Source organism: Pseudomonas trivialis (assembly GCF_036864995.1).
Lineage (GTDB): Bacteria > Pseudomonadota > Gammaproteobacteria > Pseudomonadales > Pseudomonadaceae > Aquipseudomonas > Aquipseudomonas trivialis.
This window is the reverse complement of the sequence record NZ_CP142151.1, coordinates 5,311,541-5,333,553: the sequence shown is the minus strand read 5'-3', so window position 1 is coordinate 5,333,553 and position 22,013 is coordinate 5,311,541. Positions and strand designations below refer to the sequence as shown.

General features: G+C 62.2%; 23 protein-coding genes and 1 pseudogene. 6 read left to right on the top strand and 18 right to left on the bottom strand.

Annotated features, from left to right (window positions below):
• The first annotated feature begins 67 nt into the window (after positions 1 to 67).
• Together tagQ and VRB54_RS23785 are read left to right on the top strand one after the other, a co-directional pair.
• A complete protein-coding gene (tagQ, locus tag VRB54_RS23790; RefSeq protein WP_057006346.1) occupies positions 68 to 997 on the top strand; it encodes a type VI secretion system-associated lipoprotein TagQ in 930 nt (309 codons plus the stop codon).
• 124 nt (positions 998 to 1,121) lie between these two features.
• Entirely contained in the window at positions 1,122 to 1,496 is a 375-nt protein-coding gene (locus VRB54_RS23785) for a hypothetical protein (RefSeq protein WP_057006710.1), read from the top strand.
• A gap of 130 nt (positions 1,497 to 1,626) precedes the next feature.
• Here the strand turns inward: VRB54_RS23785 and VRB54_RS23780 are convergent, their stop codons facing one another.
• The 6 genes from VRB54_RS23780 to exbB form a co-directional block, all read right to left on the bottom strand.
• Positions 1,627 to 3,027, bottom strand: coding sequence for an aminoacyl-tRNA deacylase and HDOD domain-containing protein (locus VRB54_RS23780; protein ID WP_338478971.1), 1,401 nt, complete (start codon positions 3,025 to 3,027; stop codon positions 1,627 to 1,629).
• Between the two features lie 77 nt (positions 3,028 to 3,104).
• Positions 3,105 to 5,180 (bottom strand): ATP-dependent DNA helicase RecG, encoded by a 2,076-nt coding sequence (recG, locus tag VRB54_RS23775; protein WP_338478970.1) that lies wholly within the window; start codon positions 5,178 to 5,180, stop codon positions 3,105 to 3,107.
• 8 nt (positions 5,181 to 5,188) lie between these two features.
• Entirely contained in the window at positions 5,189 to 6,109 is a 921-nt protein-coding gene (locus VRB54_RS23770) for a hydrogen peroxide-inducible genes activator (RefSeq protein WP_057006348.1), read from the bottom strand.
• Positions 6,110 to 6,261: 152 nt separating this feature from the next.
• A complete protein-coding gene (locus VRB54_RS23765) occupies positions 6,262 to 7,008 on the bottom strand; it encodes an energy transducer TonB family protein (RefSeq protein WP_057006349.1) in 747 nt (248 codons plus the stop codon).
• Positions 7,005 to 7,430, bottom strand: a complete 426-nt coding sequence (gene exbD, locus VRB54_RS23760; RefSeq protein WP_003231649.1) for a TonB system transport protein ExbD — start codon at positions 7,428 to 7,430, stop codon at positions 7,005 to 7,007. The genes VRB54_RS23765 and exbD overlap by 4 nt, the downstream gene beginning before the upstream one ends.
• Before the next feature lie 6 nt (positions 7,431 to 7,436).
• Positions 7,437 to 8,405 carry a tonB-system energizer ExbB gene (exbB, locus tag VRB54_RS23755; RefSeq protein WP_338478969.1) on the bottom strand — a complete coding sequence of 323 codons (969 nt, stop codon included), beginning with the start codon at positions 8,403 to 8,405 and terminating at the stop codon, positions 7,437 to 7,439.
• A gap of 191 nt (positions 8,406 to 8,596) precedes the next feature.
• Here exbB and VRB54_RS23750 point away from each other — a divergent pair, with 191 nt between their 5' ends.
• The gene (locus VRB54_RS23750) at positions 8,597 to 9,448 is read left to right on the top strand and encodes an SDR family oxidoreductase (protein ID WP_338478968.1); all 852 of its coding nucleotides are present in this window, start codon (positions 8,597 to 8,599) and stop codon (positions 9,446 to 9,448) included.
• 66 nt (positions 9,449 to 9,514) lie between these two features.
• On the opposite strand, the gene VRB54_RS23745 is transcribed toward VRB54_RS23750, so the two are convergent.
• The 6 genes from VRB54_RS23745 to VRB54_RS23720 all read right to left on the bottom strand — a co-directional run bounded on the left by VRB54_RS23745 (position 9,515) and on the right by VRB54_RS23720 (position 14,811).
• Positions 9,515 to 10,255 carry a hypothetical protein gene (locus tag VRB54_RS23745; RefSeq protein ID WP_231422306.1) on the bottom strand — a complete coding sequence of 247 codons (741 nt, stop codon included), beginning with the start codon at positions 10,253 to 10,255 and terminating at the stop codon, positions 9,515 to 9,517.
• 59 nt (positions 10,256 to 10,314) lie between these two features.
• Positions 10,315 to 10,695 (bottom strand): RidA family protein, encoded by a 381-nt coding sequence (locus VRB54_RS23740; protein ID WP_003176922.1) that lies wholly within the window; start codon positions 10,693 to 10,695, stop codon positions 10,315 to 10,317.
• A 24-nt stretch (positions 10,696 to 10,719) separates the two neighbouring features.
• Positions 10,720 to 12,825, bottom strand: coding sequence for a bifunctional GTP diphosphokinase/guanosine-3',5'-bis pyrophosphate 3'-pyrophosphohydrolase (gene spoT, locus VRB54_RS23735; protein WP_338478966.1), 2,106 nt, complete (start codon positions 12,823 to 12,825; stop codon positions 10,720 to 10,722).
• A gap of 60 nt (positions 12,826 to 12,885) precedes the next feature.
• Positions 12,886 to 13,149 carry a DNA-directed RNA polymerase subunit omega gene (gene rpoZ / locus VRB54_RS23730; protein WP_003176920.1) on the bottom strand — a complete coding sequence of 88 codons (264 nt, stop codon included), beginning with the start codon at positions 13,147 to 13,149 and terminating at the stop codon, positions 12,886 to 12,888.
• Positions 13,150 to 13,316: 167 nt separating this feature from the next.
• Positions 13,317 to 13,937 carry a guanylate kinase gene (gene gmk, locus VRB54_RS23725; protein WP_338478965.1) on the bottom strand — a complete coding sequence of 207 codons (621 nt, stop codon included), beginning with the start codon at positions 13,935 to 13,937 and terminating at the stop codon, positions 13,317 to 13,319.
• Positions 13,938 to 13,947: 10 nt separating this feature from the next.
• Positions 13,948 to 14,811 (bottom strand): YicC/YloC family endoribonuclease, encoded by an 864-nt coding sequence (locus VRB54_RS23720; RefSeq protein ID WP_338478964.1) that lies wholly within the window; start codon positions 14,809 to 14,811, stop codon positions 13,948 to 13,950.
• 173 nt (positions 14,812 to 14,984) lie between these two features.
• Here VRB54_RS23720 and rph point away from each other — a divergent pair, with 173 nt between their 5' ends.
• Positions 14,985 to 15,707 (top strand): ribonuclease PH, encoded by a 723-nt coding sequence (gene rph, locus VRB54_RS23715; RefSeq protein WP_003176917.1) that lies wholly within the window; start codon positions 14,985 to 14,987, stop codon positions 15,705 to 15,707.
• A gap of 23 nt (positions 15,708 to 15,730) precedes the next feature.
• Positions 15,731 to 16,099, top strand: coding sequence for a DUF4870 domain-containing protein (locus VRB54_RS23710; RefSeq protein WP_003231635.1), 369 nt, complete (start codon positions 15,731 to 15,733; stop codon positions 16,097 to 16,099).
• A gap of 57 nt (positions 16,100 to 16,156) precedes the next feature.
• Here the strand turns inward: VRB54_RS23710 and VRB54_RS23705 are convergent, their stop codons facing one another.
• The gene (locus VRB54_RS23705) at positions 16,157 to 16,936 is read right to left on the bottom strand and encodes an exodeoxyribonuclease III (RefSeq protein ID WP_003195493.1); all 780 of its coding nucleotides are present in this window, start codon (positions 16,934 to 16,936) and stop codon (positions 16,157 to 16,159) included.
• A gap of 82 nt (positions 16,937 to 17,018) precedes the next feature.
• Between VRB54_RS23705 and pyrE the strand changes: the two genes are divergently transcribed.
• The gene (gene pyrE / locus VRB54_RS23700; RefSeq protein ID WP_338478963.1) at positions 17,019 to 17,663 is read left to right on the top strand and encodes an orotate phosphoribosyltransferase; all 645 of its coding nucleotides are present in this window, start codon (positions 17,019 to 17,021) and stop codon (positions 17,661 to 17,663) included.
• 74 nt (positions 17,664 to 17,737) lie between these two features.
• Here the strand turns inward: pyrE and argB are convergent, their stop codons facing one another.
• The 5 genes and pseudogenes from argB to coaBC form a co-directional block, all read right to left on the bottom strand.
• Positions 17,738 to 18,643, bottom strand: a complete 906-nt coding sequence (argB, locus tag VRB54_RS23695; RefSeq protein ID WP_209986455.1) for an acetylglutamate kinase — start codon at positions 18,641 to 18,643, stop codon at positions 17,738 to 17,740.
• A 20-nt stretch (positions 18,644 to 18,663) separates the two neighbouring features.
• A pseudogene (locus VRB54_RS23690) lies at positions 18,664 to 20,076 on the bottom strand (phosphomannomutase/phosphoglucomutase); the annotation flags it as partial.
• On the bottom strand, positions 20,058 to 20,258 hold the full coding sequence (locus VRB54_RS23685; RefSeq protein ID WP_338478962.1) for a hypothetical protein: 201 nt from the start codon (positions 20,256 to 20,258) through the stop codon (positions 20,058 to 20,060). The pseudogene VRB54_RS23690 and the gene VRB54_RS23685, both read right to left, overlap by 19 nt.
• A gap of 67 nt (positions 20,259 to 20,325) precedes the next feature.
• Positions 20,326 to 20,781 (bottom strand): dUTP diphosphatase, encoded by a 456-nt coding sequence (gene dut, locus VRB54_RS23680; protein WP_209986446.1) that lies wholly within the window; start codon positions 20,779 to 20,781, stop codon positions 20,326 to 20,328.
• Between the two features lie 5 nt (positions 20,782 to 20,786).
• Complete coding sequence (gene coaBC / locus VRB54_RS23675; protein WP_057006359.1) at positions 20,787 to 21,995, bottom strand: bifunctional phosphopantothenoylcysteine decarboxylase/phosphopantothenate--cysteine ligase CoaBC; 1,209 nt, start codon at positions 21,993 to 21,995, stop codon at positions 20,787 to 20,789.
• Positions 21,996 to 22,013 lie beyond the last annotated feature (18 nt).

Below are 22,013 nucleotides of genomic sequence, written 5' to 3'. Positions count from 1 at the left end.
GCTTGGAAGGGACTCAGACGGCGTTGGGCCGTGCTGGGCATGTCAAACTTAAAAGAGAACACAACCTATGCTTTTTTCCCGTAAGGCGGTCTCCAAGCGTCACCTGCTGCTGATCGCGGCCGGTTTCAGCACGGTCCTCACCGGTTGCGCCACTTCGCCGGCCGGCAAAGTCGCGTCCACCACCAAGGTCGAGTACTACCCCAACTGCTACGAGCCGGTGCAGCACTTGCGTGCCACCGACTCGAACATGACGCGGTCAGTCGTTACCGGTGCAGCCATCGGCGCCGCCGGCGGTGCACTGCTGGGCGCCCTGACTGGCGACAAGGAAAAGCGTGGTCGTAACGCCGCCATCGGCGCAGCGGGCGGCGCCCTGGCCGGCGGCGCGGCGGGTTATTACACCGAGCGCCAGAAGCAGATCAGCGATGACAATCAGCGCATTGCGTCGTACTCGACCGACTTCAATAAAAGCGCCGCCGACATCGACCGCAGCACCGCCTACGCCAAGGCTTCGCAACAGTGCTACCAGAGCGCATTCACCAAGCTGGTGGCCGACCGCAAGGCCAAGACCGTCAACGACACCGAAGGCCGCAAGCGCCTGGCGGAAATCGTATCGGGCTTGAAGGAATCCAATGACCTGATCGTTGCGGTCAACGGCAAGGCCAGCGAAGACCTGAACAACTACACCCAGGCCTACGAAAAAGACCTGCAGCAAGTGGGTGTGCAGCGTAACGACGTAGTGACGGTGGCGACCGCTGATACGACGACCCCTGCGGCGGCCTCAGGCAAGAAAAAAACCGGCGGCAAAGCCGTGACCAAGCGTCCTCCGCTGCCGGTGGTGCCGAAGGAAGCCGTGACCACCGAGAAGAGCATCCAGACCGTGCAGGCCAAGCAGGCTGAAAGCAAGCAGGTGGCCAACGCCGGTAAAACCCAGATCGAAGGCACATGCCGCGATCCGAACCTGGCCGATTGGGCACCGGTGCCTTGCCCGGCTGTTTAAGCAACATGCTGCTATAAGCGTCAAACGCCAGCCGATCTTCCGCTATTGCGGCAGATCGGTGGCGTTCTTTTGGCAAATCGTTAAACTGCTGCGGCCACTCAATAATTACACCGAGGCCGTGTGCATGAAATTTCGTCTCCTGCTGTGGGTGCTGGGCCTGATGATGGGCAAAGCCAGCCGCACCAATCCTGCCTTCCAGCAACAGCTGGGCGATAAAGACCTGGCCTTCCAGTTGCAAACCCTCGACGGCAAGGTTGCCCGTCACTTCATTGTCAAAGACCAGCGCATCACCAGCCGCTCGGGCGTTCACCCCGCGCCGGCGTTTGCGATTGCGTTCAAGGATGCCGCCTACGGCTTTGCCACGATGCAGGCGAAAAACAAGCAACTGGCGTTCATGACGGGGATTCAGGACAAGTCGATCCAGATCAAGGGCAACCCGGCGCTGGTGATCTGGTTTCAGGGGCTGACCAAGTATTTGAGGCCGAAGAAAAAGAAGTAGGCCTTTGGAAAGACCGAGTTGAATTCATCGCAGGCAAGCCAGCTCCCACAGGGGATCGTATTCCAAGGCTGGAACTCGGTTGACTGTGGGAGCTGGCTTGCCTGCGATAGCTTTCTGACAGTCGTCAGCGTTATCCCTGGCTGAACTGGGACGCCAACTCGCGCAGCAGCACCTCGGCATCCAGCACCTTGCCCACCACCTCTTCCGCCTTTTCGCGGCTCAGCCCGAGCCGTGCCAGCAGCGCATCCGGAATCGCCTCATCCGGCCCGGAGCCCACGCCCCGGCTGCGCAGCAGGCGCACGGCCAGGCACACCAGATTCGGGTATTCGGCGTACTGACCGTCATACGACGGGTCGTGCTGGAAGCGCAGCGCGGTGGACAGTTCGTCCGGCATGTCCCAGAAGCGCATCAGCCAGGCGCCGATCTGTTCGCGGCTGATGCCCAGCAAGTGTTGCTCCACATAGCTGTGGCACAGGTGCGGGTTGACTTCCAGGTGCCGGCAGATCAGCGAGAAATGCGGCGGGAACACGTGGGCCAGCAGCAGGTAACCGAAGTTGTGCAGCAGGCCGGCCAGATACGTCAGGCCGGCTTCCGGGCGCTGGGCGCGCGGCATGGCGCGGGTCAGGCCTTCGATGACGGCGGCGGTGTAGATCGACTGGTGCCAGTAAGGCGTGGCCTGGTGCGGGTTGTCCTTGGGCAGGCTGAGGGTCTTGCCCAGGGCCAGGCCCAGCGCCAGGTTGATCACCAGGTCAAAGCCCAGCACACGCACGATGGCGTCTTCCACCGAGCGAATCTTGCCCGGCGAGGCGTAGTACGGCGACGCGGCCCAACTGACGACCTGGGCGGCCAGGGCCGGGTCGGTTTCGACTACGCCGGTGATGTCATCGATGGTGGCATTGGGGTCGACACGCAGCTTGATGATCTTCTGCGCGGTGTCGGCCAGCGGCGGGATCTCGATGGTCGCTTCCAGGCGTTGCTGGATACGGCGGGCGGTGAACGCCTGCATCGCCTGGGTGATTTCCTCGCGGTCGTCATTGGGGCGGTCGAGGTTGGGACGGATATTGCGCAGCGGCTCGCCGAACTGCGCGGCGCTGGCCTTGGTGAGGAGGGTCTTGAAGGCGTCGGTGGGAATGTCCAGCAGCAGACCGGCTTCGCCCGAATGCACCAGCAGGCTAGGCTCGTTCAGCAGGCTGCCTTCATACAGGCACGGCGAACTGGTCAGTGGCGGCAGGCCCGGCAGCAGGTTCAGGTCGTGTTTGCTGAGCATGCGCTTGACGCGGTCCGGCGCTACGGCCGTAAGGCGCCGGCCGGTAAGTTCGGCGAGGCGGTTGAGGTCGAGCAACTGGTTCTGGGGGAACAGCACCATCAGGGCGCCTACCGCGTCTTCCAACAAGACTGCCTGGACCTTTCGCGCGGGGTTCAGGCCCGCGTGTTCGGCGACTTCCGTGTAGGGGATGGCGAGTTTTGCGAGCAGCGCCTGAATAACCGACGGGGCGGTCAGTGGGGCGGAGGCGAGGGCGACTTCTGACATGGCCTGATCCAAATTCGTACAGTCACCGAAGTATAACCAGCTTGTTACGGGTGAGGGTTGGATAACTGCGCCAGCCGTCACACTTGGCCGTATTGCTGCCCATGCCGCAACCAGCGATCCAGCAGCGGGCTGACGTGCTCGGGCCAGCGCTCCAGCAACGCTTGCGCCGCATCGCGCACGGCGGGCAGCAAGTCGGCGTCGCGCATCAGGTCGGCGACCTTGAATTGCAGCAGGCCGGTCTGGCGGGTGCCGAGCATTTCGCCGGGACCGCGCAGTTCGAGGTCTTTTTCGGCGATCACAAAACCGTCGTTGGTCTCGCGCATGATCCCCAGGCGCTGGCGACCGATCTGCGACAGCGGCGGGTGGTACAGCAGCACGCAATGGCTGGCGGCGCTGCCCCGGCCCACGCGGCCGCGCAGCTGGTGCAGTTGCGCCAGGCCCAGGCGCTCGGGGTTTTCGATGATCATCAGGCTGGCGTTGGGCACGTCCACACCCACCTCGATCACGGTGGTGGCGACCAGCAGTTGCAGGTTGCCGGCCTTGAACTCGGCCATGACCGCGGCTTTTTCCACAGGCTTCATGCGGCCGTGGATCAGCCCGACCTTGAGCTCACCGAGGGCGCTGGTGAGGTCCTCGAAGGTGGTTTCAGCGGCCTGGCAGGTCAGCTCTTCGGACTCTTCAATCAGCGTGCACACCCAATAGGCCTGGCGCCCTTCGGCGCAGGCGCCGCGCACGCGTTCGATCACTTCGACGCGCCGCGTGTCGGTGACCAGCACGGTGTTGACCGGCGTACGGCCGGGCGGCAGTTCGTCGAGGATCGAGGTGTCGAGGTCGGCGTAGGCGCTCATGGCCAGCGTGCGCGGGATCGGCGTGGCGGTCATGATCAACTGGTGCGGGTTCATGCGCCCGCCCACGCCTTTCTGGCGCAATGCCAGGCGTTGCTGCACGCCGAAGCGGTGTTGTTCGTCGATGATCACCAGGGCCAGGTTCTTGAACTGCACTTCGTCCTGGAACAGCGCGTGGGTGCCGACCACCATCGGGGCGCCATTGGCAATCTGCTCCAGCGCGGCTGCGCGCACCTTGCCCTTGAGCTTGCCGGCCAGCCAGGCGACTTCCAGGCCCAGGGGTTCGAGCCAGCGTTTGAAGGTGATGAAGTGTTGTTCGGCGAGGATCTCGGTGGGCGCCATCAGCGCCACCTGGTAGCCGGCTTCCAGCGCCTGCAGGGCGGCGAGGGCGGCGACTACGGTCTTGCCCGCGCCCACGTCACCCTGGATCAGGCGCAGCATGGGTTCGTGCTGGCTGAGGTCGTAGGCGATTTCATTGCCCACGCGCTGTTGCGCACCGGTCGGCGCAAAGCCCAGGTTGGCCAGGTATTGCGTCGGCAGGCGTGTGGCCTTGGGCATCGCCGGCGCGCGCAGGGAGCGCATGCTTTCGCGCAGGCGTTGTTGGGACAGTTGGTGGGTCAGGAGTTCTTCAAAGGCCAGGCGATGCTGGGCCCAGTGATGGCCGAGGGCGAGTTCGTCGACATCGGCATCGGCCGGTGGGTGATGCAGGTAGCGAATCGCATCGGCCAATGGCGCCAGTTGATAGTCGCGGGCCAGCTCCAGGGGCAGCCAGTCGGGCAGGCTCTGGGGGCCGAGCATCGTCAGCGTCTGCATGCACAACTGGCGCAGGCGCTGTTGGGTGAGGCCTTCGGTGAGCGGGTAGATGGGCGTGAGGGTGGTGTCCACCGGCGGTGGTTCGTCGCCGGTGATGGCGCGGTATTCGGGGTGATAGATTTCCAGCCCGGAGGCGCCAGGGCGCGCTTCGCCGTAGCAGCGCACGCGGGTGCCGCGCTTGAGGCCTTCCTTTTGTGCATTGCTGAAGTGATAGAAGCGCAGGCTCAGGCCGCCGGTGCCGTCCTGCAGGCGCACCACCAGGCTGCGGCGCTTGCCCATCACCACATCGGCGCCGCTGACGGTGCCTTCGACCACCGCGTCCTGCCCGGGGCGCAGGTGGCCAATGGGCACGACGCGGGTGCGGTCCTGATAACGCAGGGGCAGGTGGAACAGCACATCTTGGAGGTTTTCCAGGCCGACCTTGGCCAGTTTCTCGGCCATCGCCTCACCGACACCCTTGAGTGCCATCACCGACACCTGCGACAGCTCAGTCATACGTTTGCTTAGCTCGCAGCGGGCGGCTTGGCCACCGAACACAGGCGGATCGAGTCGGCGAGGATCTCAATGGCTTTTGGCCGTGGGAAGCTGGCACGCCAGGCGATCGCCACGGTGCGAAACGGCACCGGCGGCGTGAGTGGACGCACTTCGATCACGCCGGGGGCGTAGTGATGGCTGTCCACCGCCGACAGCGGCAGGATCGAGATACCCAGGCCGGACGCAACCATATGGCGAATGGTCTCCAGGGAGCTGGATTCAACCGTGGTGTGCTTGGCGCCGTCGTTGCCCTTGGTCAGGGTCGGGCAGGCTTCGAGCACCTGATCGCGGAAGCAGTGGCCTTCGCCGAGCAGCAGCAGGCTCTTGTCGTTGAGCAGGCCGGCGTCGATGGTGGCCTTCTGCGTCCAGGGATGGGAGGCCGGCATCAGCACGTAGAACGGCTCGTCGTAGAGCGGCAGGGTCAGTACATCGGCTTCATTGAACGGCAGGGCGATGATGATCGCGTCCAGCTCGCCGTTGCGCAGTTTGTCGCGCAGCACGTGGGTGAAGTTTTCTTCGATGTACAGCGGCATCTGCGGCGCGACGCGGTGCAGTTGCGGAATTAGGTGGGGGAACAGGTACGGGCCGACGGTGTAGATGGCGCCGACCTTGAGCGGTGCGGTCAGCTGGTTCTTGCCGGCCTGGGCCAGTTCGCGAATGCTTTGCGCCTGCTCCAGCACCTTCTGGGCCTGGGCGACGATGCCTTCGCCTACCGGCGTGAGGCGCACGGCGCTTTTGCTGCGCTCGAAAATCAGCACACCGAGTTCGTCTTCAAGCTTTTTCACGCCCACCGACAGCGTCGGCTGGCTGACGTGGCAACGCTCGGCCGCATGGCCGAAGTGTTGCTCCTGGGCGAGGGTCACGATGTAGCGTAATTCTGTAAGAGTCATAGCGGGCGTCCATGAAGTTGCGGGCCAAGCATACCGACTGCAATCGATAGACGCACGTTATCAGAAGTTTGTTGGGGATTGAGCGGGGACTGCCTGAGATGTGCTGAAAAACAATGTGGGAGGGAGCAAGCCCCCTCCCGCAGAAGCATCGCTTACCGGCGACGCTTTTCGATGTTGTAGACAAACGGCGCGACGATTTCGACGCTGCCGCCTTTCAACATGTCGGCCGGCGGTTTGGGCAGCGGCTGGGCACGACGGATCATGTCCAGGGTCGCGCGGTCCAGGTCGGCGTTGCCGGAGCGGCCCACCAACTCATAGGACAGCACGTTGCCTTCGCCATCGACCACGAAGCGCAAGCGGTTCAGGCCTTCCTTGCCACGGGCCTGGGCGCCTGGCGGGTACTTCTTGTACTTCTGCAAATGCGCCAGCAGCGTGCCTTCCCAGGAAGCCTTGGCCGCCAACTGTTGCGGCGATGGTCCGGGTGCCGGCTGCGCCGATTTTTCAACCGGGGCGTTGTTCTGTGGCGCATCGCTCGGCGGCTGGTCGGAAGGTTTCTCCTTGGGCGGCTCGGGCTTCTTTTCCACCGGCTTGGGCGGCTGCGGTTTGGGTTTGGGCTTGACCGGCTTGGGCACCTGGATGGTCGGCTTGGGCGCTTCGGCCAGTTTCGGCAGCGGCGGTTCTTCCACCGGTGCCGGTGGCGGCGTTACCACTTTTGGCGGTGCCGGTGGTGGTGGCGGCGCAGGCGCAGGTGCCAGGTCGATGACCATGGCCGCTGGCGGCAGCACCACCGTACGCGGTGCCGACCAATGGAGCGCGATGGCAATCGCGACGGCATGCACGCCCAGTACGACGGCGAGGCTGGTGCCATAACGCGTCAGTTTGTGGCGCGTCGTGATCATTTCTTGGCTGCCGTCTCAAGTCCGACCAGACCTACCTTGAGGTAGCCGGCTGCCCGCAGGGCATCCATCACGCTCATCAAGTCGCCGTAATCCACGCCCTTGTCGGCCTGGAAGAAGATCGTCGTGTCTTTCTTGCCCTGGGTCTTGGCGTCGAGCACCGGACCCAGGGATTCAGGCTTGACCTCTTCTTCGCCCAGGAACAGACGCTGGTCCGCCTTGACGCTGAGGAAAATCGGCTTCTCCGGGCGCGGTGCCGGCTTGGCGCTGGAGGCGGGCAGGTCAACCTTGATATCCACGGTGGCCAGCGGCGCCGCGACCATGAAGATGATCAGCAGCACCAGCATCACGTCGATAAACGGCGTGACGTTGATTTCGTGGTTCTCGACGAGCTCGTCGTCGCCTTGATTCAAATGCAGGCCCATGGCCGATTACCCCACTTTTACCATCTGCGGTTGCGAGCTGCGCTCGGGAGGCAGGTGATCGAGGTCGCGGCTGACCAGAAGCAGGACTTCTGCCGATGCGTCCGATACCTGGGCCTTGTAGCCGGCAATCGAACGGGCGAAGACGTTGTAGATCACCACCGCAGGGATTGCCGCAACCAGGCCCAGGGCCGTGGCCAGCAGGGCTTCGGCGATGCCGGGGGCAACGACGGCGAGGTTGGTGGTCTGGGTTTTGGCGATGCCGATGAAGCTGTTCATGATGCCCCATACGGTGCCGAACAGGCCGACGAAGGGCGCGGTGGAACCGATGGTCGCCAGCACGCCGGTGCCGCTGCTCATGTTGCGGCCGCAGGCGGCTACCAGGCGCTCGAGGCGGAAGGCCACGCGCTCCTTGATGCCTTCTTTCTCACGGGCGTTGGCTGACAAGCGCATTTCTTCGAGCGCGTCGTGCACCAGGGTGTTGGCCAGGGTGCCCTTCCTGGTCGCCGTTTCACTGGCTTCCTTGAGGGTGGTGGCTTTTTTCAGGTGGACGATTTCAGTGCGCAGACGACGCTTGGCACCCAGCAGCTCGAAGCCTTTGGCGATCCAGATGGTCCAGGTAATGATGGAGGCGATGGCCAGGCCGATCATCACGGCTTTCACCACCACGTCGGCGTTCTGGTACATGCCCCATGGGGACAGGTCGTGGGCCATGCCCAGGGTGTTGTCTTCTTCCAGTACGACGCCGGTGCCGTCGGCGGGGGCTGGCGCAGCCGGGTCGGTCGCTGCCGGCGCGGCGGGTGCGGCCGGGGTCGTGGCATTTTGCTCGGCAGCGGCGGGCGCTGCGGGAGCGCTGGCATCAGCGAATGCGGCGGTCGGTGCCAGCATTACGCTGAACAGCAACGCAGCAATCGCGCGCCAGGCGCGGGATGGGCTGTGCAGCTTGGTTGGCGAAGCGGGGGTTGTAATACGTGTCATGCTGGCCGGACCTGAGGAGAAAAAATGGAGTGATCGTCCTTCCAGACCCGTCGCGGGCCGAGGACAAATGGGCGGTCATTATTGCAAGTAATTCTTGTTAACTAAAGTGCCAGTGTTACTTTATTTCTATTTTTACTGGCCGCTGAACCCCGAGCGCAGCTAACCTGCGCCTTTGAGAATGGAGTTTTGTGATGTCTGCGCCTTCTGTTGTGATTGCCGGTTGCGGCGACGTGGGTAGTCGGCTGGCTAGCCAATTGCTGGCCTCGGGATGGGAGGTTCATGGCCTGCGGCGCGATATTTCGCGCCTGCCCGAGGGCGTCATTGGCATCGCCGGCGACCTGTTCAAAAAGGATTGCCCTGACACCTGGCCGATTGGCGGGGTGGATTACCTGGTGTACTGCGCCGCCGCGACCGACCACGACGAGGCCGGCTATCGTGCGGCTTACGTGCAGGGGTTGCAGCATGTGCTGGAGTGGCTGGATGACTATGGCCAGCAGCCCAGGCATCTGCTGTTTGTCTCCAGCAGCAGCGTTTACGGTCAGCAGCATGGCGAGTGGGTCGACGAAACGTCCGACGCCCAGGCGCAGGGCTATTCCGGCCAGGTGATGCTGGAAGCCGAGCAGGTGGCACTCAACAGCGGCATCCCGGCGAGCGTCGTGCGCTTGACCGGCATTTATGGCCCGGGCCGTGAGTGGCTGCTGACTCAGGTGCGCAAAGGTTATCGCGTGGCGACCGACCCACCTTTATATGGCAACCGCATCCACGCGGACGACGCGGCCGGTTTGCTGGCGTTTTTATTGCGCCATGTGGAGCAGGGCGGTTCGCTGGACAAGGTCTATATCGGCGTGGACAACGAGCCTGCGCCGCTGGCCGATGTGGTGGGCTGGTTGCGTGAGTATCTGGGAGTGACCGAGTGGTCCGAGGACGCCAGTGTGCGGCGCGCGGGCAGCAAGCGGTGCAGCAATAAGCGGGTCAAGGCGTTGGGATGGGAGCCGGCCTACCCGACTTATCGTGAAGGTTATGCCGCGATCCTCAAAGGTTGAAAAACACGGTCAAAAAAATGTGGGAGGGGGCTTGCTCCCACATTTTGATCCGAGCTTTGGTGGTTGTTACTTCTCAAGCAGCCATTGGCGAGGGCCAGGGGTAAACGACGGCACTTCGTCCGCCTGTGCAGTATTCACCGCCTGAAAGATCTCCAGCTGTTTGCCCTTGCGCGCAAAAATCCACGGGTTGCCCTGGCCGTTCAGTTGCAGCCAGATGCTGTCGTAGCCACCGCTCATCGAGGCGCAGTCGCCTGCCAGGCACAGCGAGTAGCGGTCTACGCCGGGCAAGCCTGCGACCTTGCCGTCCGCCTGGAACTGCACCGTGGCGCCGTCGCCGAAGCCGTCGGTGATTTTCCAGTCGCCGCCCATATAGGCCCCATACAGGGCGCGTTCGAAGTTGGCGCCCAATGGCGCGCCTTCTGGCGCAGGGTCCTTGGCGCGGGCAAACAGCTGCTCGGGCTCGTTGTCGTTGGCCACTTGCAGCAGTTGCCGGCCTTTGCGCTTGAGTTCGGTGGCGGAACTGCCGTAGAAGTCCACGCTCCAGGCGCCGGATTTCTCACCGGTCAGCTTGCCTTCAGCCACTTCAAAGCCGTTGTAATAACGCGCCTGCGCGGCCTTGGTGTTGACCTCCCATTCGAGGTTCGGGCCAAAGCGTTGCAAGGCTTCACGCAAAGGGCCGCCCTTGGCTGCCGCGTCGATGGCGACCTGATTGATCCAGGTGCCGCTTACATCCCGGTCGGCAGGGTTGCTGGCACAGCCGCCGAGCAACAGGGCGAGCAACGAAGAGGCTACAAGCGCTTTGCGCATCATGAAATCCTTCTGAAACAAAGTCGGCGCGGCCTCTTGCGAAAGCTGCGCCGGGTGTTTTATTCGATGACCAGGATCGCGTCCATTTCGACCTGTGCACCCTTTGGCAGGGCAGCCACGCCGATGGCCGCGCGTGCCGGGTAGGGCTGTTCGAAATATTTGCCCATGATCTCGTTGACCTTGGCGAAGTGGCTCAGGTCGGTGAGGAAGATGTTCAGTTTGACGATGTCCTTGAACGAACCGCCTGCAGCTTCGGCCACGGACTTGAGGTTTTCGAACACCTGTACGGTCTGTGCTTCGAAGCCTTCAACCAGTTCCATGGTCTTTGGGTCCAGCGGGATCTGGCCCGACATGTAGACGGTATTGCCCGCCTTGATCGCCTGGGAGTAGGTGCCGATGGCGGCCGGGGCTTTGTCGCTGGTGATTACGGTCTTGGTCATGTGTGACTCCTTGTTAGAGGTGGGTTAGGCACGCATACGGGTGATGCGGATAACCCCGATCAAAGCGCGCAGCTTTTTGATCACGCGGGCCAGGTGCACGCGGTCGTGCACGCTGACCACCAGCTGGACCACGCTGATGCGGCCATCGCGCTCGTCCATGCTGATTTTTTCGATATTGCCGTCGGCCGCGTTGACGCTGCTGACCAGCAGGGCGATCAGGCCACGCTGGTGTTCCAGCTCCACGCGCAGCTCGACGTTGAATTCGCCGGTGACATCCTTGGCCCACGAGAGCTGGATGCATTTTTCCGGGTTGTGGCGGATTTCGGTGATGTTGCGGCAGTTGTCCAGGTGCACCACCATGCCCTTGCCTGCCGACAGATGCCCGACAATCGGGTCGCCCGGGATCGGCGTGCAGCACTTGGCATAGCTGAGCACCAGGCCCTCGGTGCCGCGAATTGCCAGCGGGCCTTCCGGGCTCGGCAGTTGTTCGCCTTCGCCGAGCAGTCGACGCGCCACCACATAGGCCATGCGATTGCCCAGGCCGATGTCTTCCAGAAGATCCTCGATGGTTTCCTGGCGATACTCGTGGAGCATCGCATTCACACGCTCCTGCGCGATCTTGTCCAGAGCACTGTCGAAGCCGTTGAGCACCTTGTTCAGCAGGCGTTCGCCCAGGCTGATCGATTCGGAACGGCGCTGCAGTTTCAGCGCATGGCGGATGTGCGTGCGTGCCTTGCCGGTGACCACGAAATTGAGCCAGGCCGGGTTCGGGCGGGCGCCTGGTGCGCTGACGATCTCCACCGTGGAGCCACTTTGCAGCGGCTCGGACAGCGGCGCGAGACGGCGATTGATCCGACAGGCAATGCAGCTGTTGCCGACGTCGGTGTGTACCGCGTAGGCAAAATCCACCGCCGTGGAGCCTTTGGGCAGCTCCATGATGCGGCCTTTGGGCGTGAACACGTAGACCTCGTCCGGGAACAGGTCGATCTTCACGCTTTCGATGAATTCCAGAGAGTTGCCGGCCCGTTGCTGCATTTCGAGCACGCCCTTGACCCACTGGCGGGCGCGGGCATGGGTGCCTTTTGGCTGCTCGTCGCCGCTGGATTTGTACAGCCAGTGGGCGGCGATGCCGTTGTTGGCCATTTCTTCCATTTCGCGGGTGCGGATCTGGATCTCGATCGGCACGCCATGCATACCGAACAGCGTGGTATGCAGCGATTGGTAGCCGTTGGCCTTGGGAATTGCGATGTAGTCCTTGAAGCGGCCCGGCAGTGGTTTGTACAAATTATGTACAGCGCCGAGCACGCGGTAGCAGGTATCGACCTTGTCAACGATGATGCGGAACGCGTACACGTCCATGATCTCGTTGAAGGCTCGACGCTTGCCGCGCATCTTCTTGTAGATGCCGTAGATGTGCTTTTGCCGCCCGCTGACTTCGCCCTCGATTTCGTCGATGGCCAGGCAATGGCTCAGGGACTCTTCGATCTTGTTGACGATTTCCTTGCGGTTGCCCCGGGCGCGCTTGACCGCCTGGTAGATGCGTGCCGACCGCATCGGGTGCATGGCCTTGAAGCCTAAGTCTTCGAATTCGATACGAATGGCGTGCATGCCCAGCCGATTGGCGATGGGCGCGTAGATTTCCAGGGTTTCCTTGGCGATGCGCCGGCGTTTTTCGCCGGACAGCACTTCCAGCGTGCGCATGTTGTGCAGCCGGTCGGCCAGTTTCACCAGGATGACCCGAATGTCGCGGGCCATGGCCATGGCCATTTTCTGGAAGTTTTCCGCCTGGGCTTCGGCCTTGGTCTCGAAGTTCATCTGGGTCAGTTTGCTGACCCCGTCGACCAGTTCGGCCACGGTTTCGCCAAATTGCGCATTGAGCGCTTCCTTGGCGATGCCGGTGTCTTCGATCACGTCATGCAGCATCGCGGCCATCAGGCTCTGATGGTCCATGTGCATGTCGGCAAGAATATTGGCCACCGCAAGAGGATGGGTGACATACGCCTCGCCACTGCGGCGGCGTTGGCCGTCGTGAGCTTGTTCGGCGTAGAAATACGCTCGGCGGACCAGGTTGACCTGGTCTGGACCGAGGTAGGCCGATAAGCGATCGGCGAGGGCGTCTATGCTCGGCAAAGTGTGAACTCCTGCCGAAGGCTGTGACCCCGCGCCTTGCTACGTCGACCAGGCATAGGCTTAGACGGCCTCGTTGGACTCGTCCTCGAACGCTGCAAACAGCGGTTCGTCTTCAACGATTTCGGCGTTGGCGATGAACTCGTAGCTCATCAGGCCTTCGGCGATTTCGCGCAGGGCCACAACGGTAGGCTTGTCGTTTTCCCACTGGACCAGAGGCTCTTTGCCGCCAGTGGCCAGTTGACGGGCACGCTTGGTAGAGAGCATGACCAGCTCAAAGCGGTTATCCACGTGTTCTAGGCAGTCTTCAACGGTTACGCGGGCCATGGTATTCCTCGGAGCGAATGCAAGATGCGCGCTGCCCGGCTGGGCGAGCGGACTGAGCAGTTTAAAAAAACACCAGCGTTTAGGGAAGCGCTGATTTTCGCGAAACCTTCGCAAAACCGCTGCAAGTGCCAATGTAAGGCCCTTGCGGCGGTTTTGGGAAGCGTCAATCAGCCGAGCAGTTCGGCCAGTAACTTGCCGAAACGTTGCTGCTGGCGCTTTTGCTGGAGCTGATTGGCACGGAAAATCGCCTTCAAGTCGTCCAGCGCGTGGGCAAAATCATCATTGATGATCAGGTAGTCGTAGTCGACGTAGTGGCTCATTTCGCTGACGGCTTCGCGCATGCGGCCTTCGATGATCTCGTCGCTGTCCTGGCCACGGTTGGTCAGGCGCTGGTGCAAGGCTTCTAGCGAGGGCGGCAGAATGAAGATCGAACGTGCCTTGGGCATCAATTGGCGTACTTGCTCCGCGCCCTGCCAGTCGATTTCCAGGATCAGGTCATGGCCTTCGTCCAGGGTCTGCTGCAGGTGGCTTTGCGAGGTGCCGTAGAGGTTGCCGAACACTTCGGCGCGCTCCAGAAAATCGCCGTGTTCGATCATCCTGACGAACTCGGTGCGCTCGACGAAGTGATAGTGCACGCCGTTCACTTCGCCCGGGCGCATGGCGCGGGTGGTGTGAGAGACCGAAATGCGGATCTGCTGGTCAGCGTCGGTCAAGGCTTTGACCAGGCTGCTCTTGCCCGCGCCCGAAGGGGCGGAAATGATGTAAAGGGTGCCGGTGCTGTGGGTCATGAAGGTTGCCTTACTCAATATTCTGTACTTGTTCGCGCATCTGCTCGATCAACACTTTGAGGTTGACTGCGGCGGTGGTGCTGCGCGGGTCAAACGCCTTGGAGCCGAGTGTATTGGCTTCGCGGTTGAGTTCCTGCATCAGGAAGTCCAGGCGCCGACCGGCGGCGCCGCCGGACTTGAGCACGCGGCGCACTTCGAGGATGTGGGTGCTGAGACGGTCGAGTTCTTCGGCGACGTCGCTTTTCTGCGCCAGCAGCACCATTTCCTGCTCCAGGCGCATGGGGTCGAGGTCGGCCTTCATGTCGGTGAAGCGGTCGAGCACCTTCTGGCGCTGGGTGGCAAGCATCTGCGGCACCAGCTCGCGCAGAATGACCACGTCGGCTTCGATGGAGGTCAGGCGCTCGCTGATCAAACGCGCCAGCTCGGCGCCTTCGCGCTCGCGGCCGACCTTGAGCTCCTTCAAGCCCTGGGTGAACAGCGCGAGGGCCTGGGCGTTGAGGGCTTGCGGGTCGCTGGCGTCGGCCACCAGCACGCCGGGCCAGGCCAATACTTCAAGCGGGTTCAATGCCGCCGGCTGCTTGATCAGGCCGGCGATGGTTTCGGCGGCGGCGACCAGTTGCGCGGCGCGCTCGCGATCCACTTGCAGCGGCTTGCCGGTGGTTTCTTCGGTAAAACGCAGGGTGCATTCCAGCTTGCCCCGGGAGATGCCCTGGCGCAGGGCTTCACGCACGGCGCCTTCGAGGTCGCGGAACGATTCGGGCAGACGCAGGTGCGGCTCCAGGTAGCGGCTGTTGACCGAGCGCAGCTCCCAGCTCAGGGTGCCCTGGGCGCCTGCTTGTTCGACGCGGGCGAAGGCGGTCATGCTGTGCACCATGGAGGTACCTCGCGTTGCAGCCCGCACACACGGGCTGATGGTTAAGAAGGCGCAGGATTGTAGCGCAGTGGGGCGGGCGCGCCCAAACGTAACCGGATTTTAAGAAGTGCCCCGAATCGGTTCGCGGCTCTATAATGCTCGGCAGTTTTTCGTCCTCAGTACAGGAATTCCCTATGAAACGTCCAAGTGGTCGCGCTGCCGATCAGCTGCGCTCGATCCGCATCACCCGCAACTACACCAAACACGCCGAGGGATCCGTACTGGTCGAGTTTGGCGATACCAAGGTGATCTGCACCGTCAGCGTCGAGAACGGCGTACCGCGTTTCCTCAAGGGCCAGGGCCAGGGCTGGTTGACCGCCGAGTACGGCATGCTGCCGCGCGCTACCGGCGAGCGTAACCAGCGCGAAGCCAGCCGTGGCAAACAGGGCGGCCGTACCCTGGAAATCCAGCGCCTGATCGGCCGCTCCCTGCGCGCGGCCCTGGACATGTCCAAGCTGGGCGATGTGACCCTTTACGTCGACTGCGACGTGATCCAGGCCGACGGTGGTACGCGCACCGCGTCCATCACCGGCGCCATGGTGGCCCTGGTGGATGCACTCAAAGTCATCAAGAAGCGCGGCGGCCTCAAGGGCGGTGACCCGCTCAAGCAGATGATCGCCGCCGTGTCGGTGGGCATGTACCAGGGCGAGCCTGTACTGGACCTGGACTACCTGGAAGACTCGGCCGCCGAGACCGACCTCAACGTGGTGATGACCAGCACCGGTGGCTTTATCGAAGTACAGGGCACCGCTGAAGGCGCGCCATTCCAGCCGGCCGAGCTGAATGCCATGCTGGCCCTGGCCCAGAAAGGCATGACCGAGATTTTCGCACTGCAGAACGCCGCCCTGGCTGACTGAAATCCGCCTCAAGGAGAAGCGCCATGAATGACCAGCAACTACCGGTGCCCACGCCTTCGTACGAAGTGCGCCAGGGAGCAATGTTGTGCCATCTCGCGGCGTTTCTGGGGTTCGTTTTCCCCTTCGGCAGCGTCGTGGGGCCGCTGATCCTGTGGCAGATGAAGAAGGAAGTGGACCCGTTCATCGATGACCAGGGCAAGGAAGCCTTGAATTTCCAGATCACCGTGGCCATCGCCTGGATCGTCTGCATCGTGCTGGCGTTTGCAGTCATCGGGTTTTTCCTGATGACGGCCCTGGCCATCGCCAGCGTGGTGTTGACGATCATCGGTTCGATCAAGGCCAACAAGGGCATCGCTTATCGCTATCCCTTGACCTGGCGACTGGTCAAATAATGAGCGCCCACAAAAAAACCGACAGCGATGTCGGTTTTTTTGTGCCTGGAAAAGACCTCAGATGGTCAGGGTCCAGTCGTAGTCCACGATCAGCGGCGCGTGCTGCGAGAAGCGCGGCTGACGGGGCAGGCGTGCGCTGCGAACGAACCGGCGCAGCCCCGGGGTGAGTAACTGGTAATCGAAACGCCAGCCCAGGTTGAGCATCTCGGCCTGTTCGTTGTCCGGCCACCAGCTGTACTGATCGCCTTCACGGCTGACTTCGCGCAGGGCATCCACATAGCCCATGTTGCCGACAATCTCGTCCATCCAGGCCCGTTCCGGCGCCAGGAAGCCCGGGGATTGCTGGCTGTCGCGCCAGTTCTTGATATCCAGCTTCTGTTGCGCCACGTACAGCGAGCCACAATAAATGTACTCGCGACGTTTACGCCGCTGTTTATCCAGGTAACGGGCGAAATCGTCCATTAGCTTGAACTTCTGGTTCAAGTCTTCATCGCCGTTCTGCCCCGAAGGGAGCAGCAAGGTCGCGATGCTGACCTTGTCGAAATCGGCTTGCAGGTAGCGCCCGTAGCGGTCGGCTGTCTCAAAGCCCAGGCCGCTGATGACCGCCTTGGGTTGCAACCGCGAGTACAAAGCCACGCCACCTTGGGTGGGCACTTCGGCATCGCAGGCATAAAGGAAGTAGCCATCCAGTTGGAAGGCTGGGTCGTCCAGTTCAAAGGCGGAGGCGCGGGTGTCCTGCAGGCAGATGACGTCGGCATTCTGTGCTTGCAGCCAACTGAGCAAACCACGCTCGACTGCAGCCTGAATACCATTGACGTTCACACTGATGATCCGCATAAATGGCCCCAAAAATCGCGTGCGTGTATGATACACGCCGTCTACCTAATTAGCTAAATCCGTGGTATCTGAGGCTTTTTTCATGCAGGCGTATCAACGCGATTTCATTCGTTTTGCCATCGATCGCGGCGTTTTGCGCTTCGGTGAGTTCACCCTGAAGTCCGGGCGCACCAGCCCCTACTTCTTCAATGCAGGCTTGTTCAACTCGGGTTCGGCCCTGGCTCAGCTGGGTCGTTTCTACGCGGCGGCCATCGTTGAAAGCGGGATTTCCTTTGACGTGCTGTTCGGCCCGGCCTACAAGGGCATCCCTCTGGCGGCCGCTACCGCCGTGGCCCTGGCTGAACATCATGAGCTGGATTTGCCATGGTGCTTCAATCGCAAAGAGGCCAAGGCTCATGGCGAAGGCGGTAGCCTGGTTGGTGCTCCGCTCAAGGGTGATGTGCTGATCATCGACGATGTGATCACCGCCGGCACCGCCATTCGTGAAGTGATGCAGATCATCGCGTCTCAGGAAGGCGCCAAGGCCGCCGGCGTGCTGATCGCGCTGAACCGCCAGGAGCGCGGCAACGGTGAGTTGTCGGCCATCCAGGAAGTGGAGCGTGATTTCGGCATTCCGGTGGTGAGCATCGTGTCGCTGAACCAGGTGCTGCAATACCTGGAAGATGACGCGCAGCTCAAGCAGCATTTGCCAGCGGTGCGTGCGTACCGCGAGCAGTTCGGCGTCTGACACCGATAGCTTTGTGTCAGAAAGACAATGTGGGAGGGGGCTTGCTCCCTCCCACATTTTGATTACGACGTTGTTCAGGGACGCTTGCGATTACTGATCAGCGTGCCCACACCAGTATCGGTGAAGATTTCCAGCAGGATCGCATTCGGCACGCGGCCATCCAGGATCAGCGAGCTGCCGACGCCGCCCTGCACGGCTTCCAGCGCACAACGAATCTTTGGCAGCATGCCGCCATAGATGGTGCCGTCGGCGATCAGATCGTCCACCTGTTGCGTGGTCAGACCGGTCAGCACCTTGCCTTCCTTGTCCATCAAGCCGGCGATGTTGGTCAGCAGCATCAGCTTTTCAGCCTTCAACGCTTCAGCCACCTTGCCCGCCACCAGGTCGGCGTTGATGTTGTAGGACTCACCGTTTGCGCCCACGCCGATGGGCGCGATCACCGGGATGAAATCGCCCTTCACCAGCAGGTTCAGCAAATCGGTGTTGATGCCGATCACTTCGCCCACCTGGCCGATGTCGATGATTTCCGGCTGAGTCATCTCCGGCGTCTGACGGGTCACCGTCATTTTTTTCGCCCGGATCAGCTCCGCGTCTTTACCGGTCAGGCCGATGGCGCTGCCGCCGTGGCGGTTGATCAGGTTGACGATGTCCTTGTTGACCTGGCCGCCAAGAACCATCTCCACCACGTCCATGGTCTGCGCGTCAGTAACGCGCATGCCATCGATGAAATGACTCTCGATCGACAAGCGCTTGAGCAGGTCGCCGATCTGCGGGCCGCCGCCGTGTACCACCACCGGGTTGATGCCCACGGCTTTCATCATCACGATGTCGCGGGCAAAGCCGGTTTTCAGCTCCTCGCTTTCCATGGCATTGCCGCCGTATTTGATCACCAGCGTCTTGCCGACGTAGCGTCGAATGTAGGGCAACGCTTCGGACAGGACCTTGGCGGTATTGGCAGCGGCTTCGCGTTCGAGGGTCATTCAGGGCTCCGGGCAAAAAATCAGAACGGTAATTGGAGATCAGGGGCAACACGTTTCAACTGGGCGTGGAACACGTCCTTGATGCGCTGCAACTCAGCCTCGGTATCCGCCTCGAAACGCAGGACCAGCACCGGCGTGGTGTTGGACGCGCGAACCAGGCCCCAGCCTTTGGCGTAATCGACTCGCACACCATCAATGGTGGTCAGGTTGGCACCTTCGCCCCATTGTGCATCGTGCAATGTGTCAATGATGCTGAATTTGCTCTCCTCGGTCACATGGATATTGATCTCTGGCGTGGAAATATCATTCGGGAAGGTCTGAAACAGCTCTTCGCAGGTGGATTTTTCCTTGCTGAGGATCTCCAGCAGACGCGCAGCGCTGTAGATGCCGTCGTCGAACCCGAACCAGCGCTCCTTGAAGAACACATGGCCACTCATTTCGCCGGCGAGCAGAGCGCCGGTTTCCTTCATTTTCTTTTTGATCAACGAATGACCGGTCTTCCACATTAGCGGACGACCGCCGTATTCCTTGATCAGCGGCGTCAGGCGGCGGGTGCATTTGACGTCGAAGATGATCTCGGCGCCAGGGTTGCGCGCCACTACGTCGCGGGCGAACAGCATCAGCAGGCGGTCCGGAAACACGATCTCGCCGGTTTCAGTCACCACACCGACACGGTCGCCGTCACCGTCAAAGGCCAGGCCCACATCGGCGCCGACTTCCTTGACCTTGGCGATCAGGTCCACCAGGTTTTCAGGCTTGCCCGGGTCCGGGTGATGGTTGGGGAAGTGGCCATCGACGTCGCAGAACAGCGGGATCACTTCGCAGTTCAGCGCTTCGAGCAGTTGCGGGGCGATTACGCCGGCCGCGCCGTTGCCGCAGTCCACCACCACCTTGAGGCGGCGTGCGAGTTTGACGTCACGGGTGATTTCATCGGAGTAGCGCTGCAGGATGTCGACCCTGGTGATGCTGCCCTGGCCGCTGGTCAGGTCATTGGTCTTCAGGCGCGTGTGCAGGGCCTGGATCTGTTCGTTGGCCAGAGTGTCGCCGGCAATGACAATCTTGAAGCCGTTGTAGTCGGACGGGTTGTGGCTGCCGGTCAGCATCACGCCGGATTTGCCGGCCAGTACGTTGGCCGCGTAGTACAGCGCTGGCGTGGGCACCAGGCCGACGTCACTGACATGGCAGCCGCTGTCGACCAGGCCCTGGATCAGTTGCTCCACCAGCTCCGCGCCGGACAAGCGTCCATCGCGGCCCACCGAGACGTTCGGCTCGCCCTGGGCCAGGCTCTGGGCGCCGATGGCGCGGCCGATCCAATAGGCGGTTTCGGCGGTCAGGGTCTTGGGCACCACGCCACGAATGTCGTAGGCGCGGAAGATGCTGTCGGGAAAGGTCGGGGCGACGCGGGGTGCGGTACTCATCGCGGGGGGAATCTCCGTTGGAAAGGGGCAAGGCTGGCCTTTAACTGACTGACCGGCAGGCTCAAACTGAAGGGTATGACGGCGTTTTCGGCGGGGAGTTCGTAGTGCAAAAAGGCCATCGGCGCGTCGGTGCCTGCCTTGTTAAAGCGTAATGCTTTGATTTTGCTGTGAAAATCTCGCTGATTAAAACCGCGCATTCTTCTTCCTGAAAAGCCATGCGGTGGCGTCTGGCCGGATAGACGCATCCGGCCAGGTTCAGCTTAGTCAGTGGCTGCCGGAATGCCCAAAACCGCCGGCGCCGCGTTGTGTTTCGTCAAATTCCTCGACCAGTTCGAATTGCGCCTGTACCACCGGTACCAGCACCAGCTGGGCGATGCGCTCGCCCACGGCAATGTTGAACGCGGTCTGGCCGCGGTTCCAGCACGACACCATCAGTTCGCCCTGGTAGTCGGAGTCGATCAGGCCCACCAGGTTGCCCAGCACGATGCCGTGTTTGTGACCAAGACCCGAGCGCGGCAGGATCAGCGCGGCCAGGCCTGGGTCACCTACGTAGATCGACAGGCCGGTAGGAATCAGGATGGTCTGGCCAGGCTCGAGAACGGTGTCCTGCTTGAGCATGGCGCGCAGGTCCAGGCCGGCTGAACCGGGCGTGGCGTAGGCGGGCAGCGGGAAGTCGGTGCCGATGCGGGGGTCGAGGATCTTGGCTTGCAAAGCGTGCATGGAGATTAAACCTGGTTCAGCCGTTGGGCGATAAAGGAGATCAGTTGGCGGGCAATCTTGCCCTTGCTGGTCTGGGCGAAAAGGGTGGCATGCAGCTCGCGATCAATCACGCTGCAGGCGTTTTCCTCGCTGTTGAAGCCGATGCTGGGGTTGGCGACATCATTGGCAACGATCAGGTCGAGGTTTTTGTCTTTCAGTTTGCGAGCGGCGTAGTCGAGCAGGTGCTCGGTCTCGGCGGCGAAGCCGACGCTGAACGGGCGGTCCGGGCGGGTGGCGATGGTGGCCAGGATGTCCGGGTTGCGCACCATTTGCAGGAGCAGGCCGTCACCGCTCGTAGGGTCTTTCTTGAGCTTTTGCGGGGCGATGACTTCCGGGCGGTAATCCGCAACCGCTGCCGAGGCGATAAACAGGTCGCACGGAATCGCGGCTTCACAGGCCGCCAGCATGTCCCGGGCGCTGACTACGTCGATTCGCGTGACGCGATCGGGGGTCGGCAAATGCACCGGACCGGTGATCAGGGTGACGCGTGCGCCTGCCTCGACCGCCGCTTCTGCCAGCGCAAAGCCCATTTTTCCTGAGCTATGGTTGGTGATGTAACGCACCGGGTCGATGTTTTCCTGGGTCGGGCCGGCGGTGATCAGCACGTGTTTGCCGGTCAGGGCCAGGTGCTGGAAGCACTCGGCGGCGCACAGCGCCAAGTCGTTGGCTTCGAGCATGCGGCCCATGCCGACGTCGCCGCAGGCCTGGCTGCCGGACGCCGGGCCGAACACCTTCAGGCCACGGCTTTGCAGGAGTTGGGTGTTGGCCTGGGTGGCCGGGTCGCGCCACATGGCCTGGTTCATCGCCGGGGCGATGGCGACGGTGGCGTCGGTGGCCAGTACCAGGGTGGTCAGCAGGTCATCGGCAATGCCCTGGGCCAGGCGGGCGATCAGGTCGGCGGTGGCCGGGGCGATCAGCACCAGGTCGGCCCATTTGGCCAGTTCGATATGACCCATGGCGGCTTCGGCGGCCGGGTCCAGCAGGTCCAGGTGAACCGGGTGGCCGGACAGGGCCTGCATGGTCAGCGGCGTGATGAATTCGCTGCCGCCGCGGGTCATGACCACGCGCACTTCGGCGCCCTGGTCCAGGAGCCGGCGAACCAGCTCTGCGCTCTTGTAGGCGGCAATGCCGCCGCCGACGCCGAGAACGATGCGTTTCCGATACAGACGCTGCATTGGTTTGCCTTTCCAGTT

Coding starts and splice junctions, on each gene's coding strand:
- VRB54_RS23740 (WP_003176922.1), bottom strand. CDS start 10,695: ATGACCAAGACCGTAATCACCAGCGACAAAGCCCCGGCCGCCATCGGC.
- rph (WP_003176917.1), top strand. CDS start 14,985: ATGAAACGTCCAAGTGGTCGCGCTGCCGATCAGCTGCGCTCGATCCGC.
- exbD (WP_003231649.1), bottom strand. CDS start 7,430: ATGGGCCTGCATTTGAATCAAGGCGACGACGAGCTCGTCGAGAACCAC.
- recG (WP_338478970.1), bottom strand. CDS start 5,180: ATGACTGAGCTGTCGCAGGTGTCGGTGATGGCACTCAAGGGTGTCGGT.
- pyrE (WP_338478963.1), top strand. CDS start 17,019: ATGCAGGCGTATCAACGCGATTTCATTCGTTTTGCCATCGATCGCGGC.
- VRB54_RS23750 (WP_338478968.1), top strand. CDS start 8,597: ATGTCTGCGCCTTCTGTTGTGATTGCCGGTTGCGGCGACGTGGGTAGT.
- VRB54_RS23770 (WP_057006348.1), bottom strand. CDS start 6,109: ATGACTCTTACAGAATTACGCTACATCGTGACCCTCGCCCAGGAGCAA.
- VRB54_RS23785 (WP_057006710.1), top strand. CDS start 1,122: ATGAAATTTCGTCTCCTGCTGTGGGTGCTGGGCCTGATGATGGGCAAA.
- dut (WP_209986446.1), bottom strand. CDS start 20,781: ATGCACGCTTTGCAAGCCAAGATCCTCGACCCCCGCATCGGCACCGAC.
- gmk (WP_338478965.1), bottom strand. CDS start 13,937: ATGACCCACAGCACCGGCACCCTTTACATCATTTCCGCCCCTTCGGGC.
- VRB54_RS23710 (WP_003231635.1), top strand. CDS start 15,731: ATGAATGACCAGCAACTACCGGTGCCCACGCCTTCGTACGAAGTGCGC.
- VRB54_RS23765 (WP_057006349.1), bottom strand. CDS start 7,008: ATGATCACGACGCGCCACAAACTGACGCGTTATGGCACCAGCCTCGCC.
- exbB (WP_338478969.1), bottom strand. CDS start 8,405: ATGACACGTATTACAACCCCCGCTTCGCCAACCAAGCTGCACAGCCCA.
- tagQ (WP_057006346.1), top strand. CDS start 68: ATGCTTTTTTCCCGTAAGGCGGTCTCCAAGCGTCACCTGCTGCTGATC.
- rpoZ (WP_003176920.1), bottom strand. CDS start 13,149: ATGGCCCGCGTAACCGTTGAAGACTGCCTAGAACACGTGGATAACCGC.
- argB (WP_209986455.1), bottom strand. CDS start 18,643: ATGACCCTCGAACGCGAAGCCGCTGCCAATACCGCCAAGGTCCTGTCC.
- VRB54_RS23685 (WP_338478962.1), bottom strand. CDS start 20,258: ATGCGCGGTTTTAATCAGCGAGATTTTCACAGCAAAATCAAAGCATTA.
- VRB54_RS23720 (WP_338478964.1), bottom strand. CDS start 14,811: ATGGTGCACAGCATGACCGCCTTCGCCCGCGTCGAACAAGCAGGCGCC.
- VRB54_RS23745 (WP_231422306.1), bottom strand. CDS start 10,255: ATGCGCAAAGCGCTTGTAGCCTCTTCGTTGCTCGCCCTGTTGCTCGGC.
- coaBC (WP_057006359.1), bottom strand. CDS start 21,995: ATGCAGCGTCTGTATCGGAAACGCATCGTTCTCGGCGTCGGCGGCGGC.
- VRB54_RS23705 (WP_003195493.1), bottom strand. CDS start 16,936: ATGCGGATCATCAGTGTGAACGTCAATGGTATTCAGGCTGCAGTCGAG.
- VRB54_RS23780 (WP_338478971.1), bottom strand. CDS start 3,027: ATGTCAGAAGTCGCCCTCGCCTCCGCCCCACTGACCGCCCCGTCGGTT.